5 protein-coding genes are annotated in these 6388 nt (G+C 70.3%); 2 read left to right on the top strand and 3 right to left on the bottom strand.

Annotated elements, in window-relative coordinates; genetic code table 11:
- Window positions 1-178: 178 nt before the first annotated feature.
- Window positions 179-1000 carry a class I SAM-dependent methyltransferase gene (locus AC069I_RS27555; RefSeq protein WP_478266685.1) on the top strand — a complete coding sequence of 274 codons (822 nt, stop codon included), beginning with the start codon at window positions 179-181 and terminating at the stop codon, window positions 998-1000.
- Between the two features lie 4 nt (window positions 1001-1004).
- On the opposite strand, the gene AC069I_RS27550 is transcribed toward AC069I_RS27555, so the two are convergent.
- A complete protein-coding gene (locus AC069I_RS27550; RefSeq protein ID WP_478266684.1) occupies window positions 1005-2606 on the bottom strand; it encodes an ABC-F family ATP-binding cassette domain-containing protein in 1602 nt (533 codons plus the stop codon).
- A gap of 371 nt (window positions 2607-2977) precedes the next feature.
- On the opposite strand from AC069I_RS27550, the gene AC069I_RS27545 reads away from it, so the two are divergent.
- The gene (locus tag AC069I_RS27545) at window positions 2978-3775 is read left to right on the top strand and encodes a DUF2382 domain-containing protein (protein ID WP_478224662.1); all 798 of its coding nucleotides are present in this window, start codon (window positions 2978-2980) and stop codon (window positions 3773-3775) included.
- Window positions 3776-3789: 14 nt separating this feature from the next.
- On the opposite strand, the gene AC069I_RS27540 is transcribed toward AC069I_RS27545, so the two are convergent.
- Both AC069I_RS27540 and AC069I_RS27535 read right to left on the bottom strand, forming a co-directional pair.
- Window positions 3790-5457 carry a serine/threonine-protein kinase gene (locus AC069I_RS27540; RefSeq protein ID WP_478224663.1) on the bottom strand — a complete coding sequence of 556 codons (1668 nt, stop codon included), beginning with the start codon at window positions 5455-5457 and terminating at the stop codon, window positions 3790-3792.
- The gene (locus tag AC069I_RS27535) at window positions 5454-6233 is read right to left on the bottom strand and encodes a hypothetical protein (RefSeq protein ID WP_478224896.1); all 780 of its coding nucleotides are present in this window, start codon (window positions 6231-6233) and stop codon (window positions 5454-5456) included. The genes AC069I_RS27540 and AC069I_RS27535 overlap by 4 nt, the downstream gene beginning before the upstream one ends.
- Window positions 6234-6388 lie beyond the last annotated feature (155 nt).

Genomic DNA, 6388 nt, shown 5'->3' with positions numbered 1-6388 from the left:
AACCACGGCCGCGAAGGCCGCCTCTGCCTTGAGCCAGTGAAGGGGTCCTTCACCGCAGAGGCTCGGTCACGCCACATTCGCCCTTCCCCTCAATAGAACCGTCCTCACCACTCACGAGACTGATAAATCCCCCGCATCCGTTTGACAACACCGTTTTCGCGGGGCCATCGTCCTGGGCATGAGCGCTTACACCCGGCAGGCGATGGCGCGGCTGTTCGATCGGACGGCGGAGACCTACGACGCGCTCGGCGTCGACTTCTTCGGCGCGTTCGCCGCGGAACTGCTCGACCGGGTCGGGCTCGTTCCCGGTGAGCGCGTGCTGGATGTCGGCTGCGGACGGGGTGCGGTGCTGTTCCGCGCGGCCGAGCAGGTCGGTCCGGAAGGATCGGTGCTGGGGATCGACCTTTCCGCGGAAATGGTCGAGCGCACCGCGAAGGATATCGAGGCACGTGGTGCCAACGCCTCGGTTTCCCTTATGGACGCCCAAGAACCGACGCTGGACGACGCCGCCTTCGATGCCGTCCTCGCGTCGTTCGTGGTGTTCTTCCTGCCTGATCCGGTCGACGGCCTGCGGTCTTGGCATCGCCTCCTCGCACCTGGCGGCCGACTGGGTGTCACCACGTTCGGCGCCGACGATCCCCGGTGGGCGGGCGTGCGCGAGGTGTTCAAACCGTCCGTTCCGCCGGAGCTGGCCTGGACACTGGCCGTCAGGGCGGGACTGTTCGCCACCATCGAAGGGTTCGGCCAGGCCGTGGAGTCGGCGGGTTTCACCGGTGTCACGTCCGTGGAACGCGTCTATCCGGTGAAGTTCGCCGACCCCGGGCACTGGATCACCTGGTCGTGGTCGCACGGCCAGCGGATGTTCTGGGAGCTGATCCCGGAAGACCACCTCGACGCCGTGCGCCAGGCCGTGCTCGCGGAGCTCGAACCGCTCCGCGAGCACGACGGGAGTGTGGTGCTGGCGCAGACCGTGCGCTACACCCTCGCCCACCGCGGTTGACCGGTCACAACGCGAGCCTCGGCCAGGACGCCGTGTCGCGTGACAACTGCCGGTCGTGCGTGGCGATCACCACCGCGGCCGGGGTCGTTTCGAGCGCGGCGGTCAGCTCGTCGACGAGTGCGGCGGAGAGGTGGTTGGTCGGCTCGTCCAGCAGCACGACGTGCGGACGGCGAGCCAGCACCAGTGCCAGGTCCAGCCGACGCCGGGCGCCGACCGACAGTTCGGCCACCGGCCGGTGCCGGTCGTAGCCGGCGAGCAGGCCCAGCTCGCCCAGCCCCGGCCCGGGGATCCCGGCCCTGGTGAGCTGTTCGTCGTACAGCTCCATCGCCGTCCGCCTGGCCGGCAGCTCGGATTCCTGGCCCAGCCTGCCGATCCGCGCGGACCGCGAACGCGTGACCGTGCCGGTCCCGGGCTCCAGCTCCCCGGCCAGCACGGACAGGAGCGTCGATTTGCCCGCGCCGTTGCGGCCGGTGACGACCAGCCGGTCGCCGCTTTCCAGCACCAGATCGACCGGACCCGCGAGCCGTCCGGCCACCGTCACCCCGGCGGCACGCAGGAGCGTCGCGCCTCCGTGCGCCGGTAGCTCGGGCATGGCGAACCGGGCGGGTGGCGGCGGAACGGCGACCACGTGCTCGGCCAGTTCTTCCTGCCGCCGGTGGACCGCGCGGACCAGCCCTGGCGCGCGTGTGGCGCGGACGTGCCTGCCGGTGCCCTTGGGCGGCCGCCAGTTGTCACGCAACCGGTTCCGCGCCGCGGACAGGTCGTCGGCCAGCCGTTGCCGCTCGGCGATCTGCTCGGCGTGCGCCGACTCCCAGCGGGCGCGTTCGGCTCGCCGGGCCTCGACATAGGCCGCGTATCCGCCGCCGTAGACGCGTGGCCGTCCGTCGCTCGACGGATCGAGGTCGATCACCGTGGTGGCGACGTCCGCGAGCAGGGCCCGGTCATGGCTGACCAGGACGATCACGCCCGGATGCGCGCGCAACCGCTCGGTGAGATGGTCGAGCCCCGCCGCGTCGAGATGGTTGGTCGGCTCGTCGAGCAGCAGGACCGGGTGCCCGGCACCGAGCAGGCAGGCCAGCCGGACCCGGTGCCGCTGGCCGACCGACAGTGTCCCGAGTGGACGGTCGCGGTCGTCGACGGCGTTCAAGGCCGCCAAGGACACTTCGACACGCCTGTCGGCGTCCCACGCGTCGAGGGCCTCGGCTTCTTCGAGCGCGGCGGCGAACGCGTCTTCGGCTCCGGAACGTCCGTCGCTGAGCGCCTCGGTGGCGGCCTCGAGCCGGGCCAGCGCGCCGCGGACGGCGGCCAGTTCGAGGTCGATCAACGCGCCGACGGTGTCGGTCGCCCCGAGCGGGATCTGCTGGTCGGCGACGCCGGCCGAACCGGATCGATGCACCTCGCCGCGGTCGGCGGCCAGGTCACCGGCGAGTACCCGGAGAAGAGTGGTCTTGCCGCGACCGTTCTCCCCGACGATGGCGACACGTTCGCCGGCCGCGGCGACGAGGTCGACCCCGGACAGGACGGGCCGTCCCCCGAAGGAGAGGTGGACGCCGGACAGGCGGACGTGCGCCGCGCGCACAGGCGCGGGCGAAAGAGGGGATGACATGAAGGAACTGCCTCCGGTGAAAGTGATGAGCAGGAAGAACGAAGTCCGGTACCGCGGCTCGCGGTACCGGTGGAGGCGTCGTTCCTCAGAGGAACAGCAGTTGCTGCATCACGATCACGAGGGTAGGTCACGTCCGGAGAGCGCCGCATCCGATTTTCGGGACCACACGTTCGCACCATCCCCCACGACTAGCGGTCACCCCATGGAGACCCCCTTTCACCTGCGGCGACACGCCTCTCCTAGCCCGCGATCACGGCTTCAAACCCCCACTTTCAGGGGTCACCCTCAGGGGCATCACGACGGTTGCCATGATCACCGGCCCGTTCGACGGTGGGCTTCTCAGCAGGCATCTTCCGAGAGGAGCGGGACCGATGGCGAAGACCATGCAGCCGCAGGAACTCATCGACAGTGCCGTGGTCGACCCGACCGGCAACAAGCTCGGCAAGGTGGGCAACGTCTACCTCGCCGACGCGACGCGCCAGCCGGAATGGATCACCGTCAAGACGGGCCTGTTCGGCACCAAGGAGAGTTTCGTCCCGCTGTCCGGAGCGCACGCGGACCAGGACGGCGTCCACGTCCGCGTCGACAAGGACGCGGTCACCGACGCACCCCGCATCGAGGCCGACGGCCACTTGTCCGCGGAGGAAAGCGCGCAGCTCTACCGGCACTACGGGCTGCCGATGCCGAGGACCTCGCCGGACGGCCGGATGGACGACCGGGCGCAGGGCCGGGGCGACGCGGGCCGGACCAGGGCAGGGATGGACACGGGAACGGACACCGGCAGGAAGCACCGGGACGCCGAGCCCACCATGACCCGGTCCGAGGAGCGGCTGAACGTCGGCACCGAGCAGGTCGAAACCGGCCATGTCCGGCTGCGCAAGTACGTCGTGACCGAGGAGCAGCAGGTCACCGTTCCGGTCAGCCACGAGGAGGTGCGCATCGAACGCGAGCCGATCACGAAGCCGGGCGGTGAGCGCGCCGAGATCGCCGAGGACGAACAGGAAGTCGTGCTCCACGCCGAGAAACCGGTCGTGAACAAGGAAACCGTCGAGGTGGAACGGGCGAGGCTCAAGACCGAGACCGTCACCGAGGACCAGACCGTGTCCGGCAAGGTACGCAAGGAACAGTTCGAGGTCACCGACGACGAAGGCAAGCACCGCAAGTCGTGAGCCCGCCCCCGGGGTCAGCGCATGCGGCGGGCGCGGGCGGCCGCGACCACGAAACCGGTCGCCACGGCGCCCGCGATCGAACAGCCGACACCGAACAGCACCGCGGGCTCGTGCACTCGCAGGACCGACACGCACAGCCACGCCGACGCGCCGAACAGCAGGCCGAGCACCGGGCCGCCGACGAGGGCGCCCCGCCAGCGGTGACCGTTCCGGATGGTCCGCAGCCCGGATTCCAGGTACGCCAAGGCGAACAGGGCGAGGATCAGGCTGCCCGCGCCGAGCGCGCTCGCGAGCGGATGCTGCCGCGTGACGACGGCGAAGGTCCTCGGAACGCCGTCGGCCGTCAAGGTCGCGGTGACGGCTCCGCCGACGATCCAGCGGGTGACCCCGGGAAAAGCGAGATCGGCACGGAAGCCGTCGCCCTCGGGTTTCGGCACCGCCGACGCGGATCCGAGCGGGATCCCGGCGGCCGAAAGGGCGAGGGTCACCTGTTCCGGGCGCCCCTCCCCCGTCACGGCGAACGTCTTGCTGAGGTCCACCGGCGCCGACGAGGCGGCGACACCGTCGATCTTCAGTGTCGTGGCCTCGTGCGGCAGGCGTTCCGGGGTGAGCAGCGTGAGCACCACGAGCGCGATCGCGGCGGCCGCCGCGGCCAGTCGGAACCAGAGCACCGCACCGGACCGGGACTCGGGCTCGAAGCTCGCGCGGGTCGCCGACAGTGTCGGATCCGGTGCGGGGCGGTGCACCGGTCTTGTCGGACCGTCTCCGGCCGGGACCGGCGCGCCGAACGCGGAGATCACCCGAGGGGTGAGGTGCCGCACCGGCACGCGGGAGCGTTCCAGCCAGCCCGGTCCGTACACGGCGGTGGCGGCCGAGGCGAGGTCGGCCGCGAAGGTCTCCGCGTCGCGATACCGGGAGTCGAGCTCGCGCGAGAGGCTGCGCATGACGACCCCGGCGATCGGCGACGGCACGCCGTCGATCGGGCGCGGATCGGTGAACATGTGCTGGCGCATCATGCTGATCGCGCCACGGGTGTTGTCGAACGGCAGCTTCCCGGACAGCAGTTCGTAGAGCACCGTGCCGGCCGAGTAGACGTCTGCCGCCGGGCTCAGCGCGTTGCCCATGGCCTGCTCGGGCGCGATGTAGGCGGGTGTGCCGAGGACCTCGCCGCCGTGCGTGACAAGGGTGGCGCCCTCGCTGATCACCTTCGCGATGCCGAAGTCGGCGACCTTCATCACGCCTTGTGTGGTGAAGAGCAGGTTCTTCGGCTTGACGTCCAGATGCAGCACGCCCGCTTCGTGCGCCGCGTGGAGCCCGGCGAGCATCGCCAGCCCGATCGCGCAGGCCTGCTCCCCGCCGATCTCCCCGCTGCGGAAGCGGCTGTACACGGTGCCGCCGTCGAGGCGTTCCATCACCATCAGATGCTCGCGGCCGGTGCGGACATAGTCGTACACGGGCACGATGTGCGGATGGTCGAGGCTGGCCAGCACACGCGCTTCGCGGTCGAAGAGCTCACTGCTGGCGGCGTGGTTCAGCACGTCCCACGGCAGCTGTTTGATGGCGACGTCGCGGCGCAGCGAACGATGGACGCCGGCGAAGACGACCCCCATACCGCCCTGGCCGATCGCCGGCCCGATCTCGTACTGCGGCAGCGCGGCGACGACCTCGGCGGGTGCGCTCATCGGTTGAATTCCTTGGTGGAGTCGGGAAAGCGGACCGTCTCGTCGACGGCGGGCCCCGGCGCGGGATGCGGGGTCAGGTAGCCGAGCAGGAACGCGATGACGGCGGCGCCGAGCACCACCGGGATCTCGATCGCGGGCTCCGGCGGGACGAGCCGCAGGACCGACAGCGAGACGACGGCGACGAGGCCGGTGCCGAAGCCGGCGGGCAGGAAACGCAGGCCGCGACGCCACCGGTTGGCAGGGAGGCGATGGCGGGCGAGCGCGAGCAGGGCCGTCAGCCACGCCAGCACGGTGAGCACGAGCATCGCGAGCCCGAAGGCGCCGTAGACGGACCAGAAGGATCCGCGGATGTCGGCGACCGTGGTCGCCTCGCCGAGGGTTCCGCGCCGGGCGTCCAGCAGTTCGACCGTCGACGGGAGCAGCCCGATCGCCTGGCCGGAGAGGTCGGCCATGTCCAGTACGAAGGTCCTGGTGACGCGACTGTGCGCGGGCACTTCGAACGGCGCCGTGGTGTCGTAGGCGAAGAAGGTCAGGGCGAGCGCCACTCCGGACACCCGCACGCTACGGACCTTGACGGCGGTGCCGCCGCTGTTGGTCGCCGTGACGGTGAGTTCTAGTTGCTTCGCCGGATCGATCACGACCGTGGCGTTGGTGATCGGCCGGTCGTCGAAGGTGACCGCCAGGTCGAGTCCGCCACTGTCCGCGACGGCCGGTGGCGAGCCGAGGAGGACCGCGCACAGACCCAACGCAACCCCTGCCGCGATGACACGTCCCATTTTGCGCATCCCCTGTTTTCCTTATCCGACTGGTCCGGAATGCTACAGCGAGTACTTACCGGAGAGGGACGTCCCAATGCGTATCGTGGTTCGCCTGATATTCGGCACCGTGACCGGGTTGTTGTTCCTGCTTTCCCAGGTGGGAGCGGGAAACG

The organism is Amycolatopsis sp. NPDC043885 (assembly GCF_056435685.1).
This window is presented reverse-complemented; position numbering and strand designations above follow the sequence as displayed.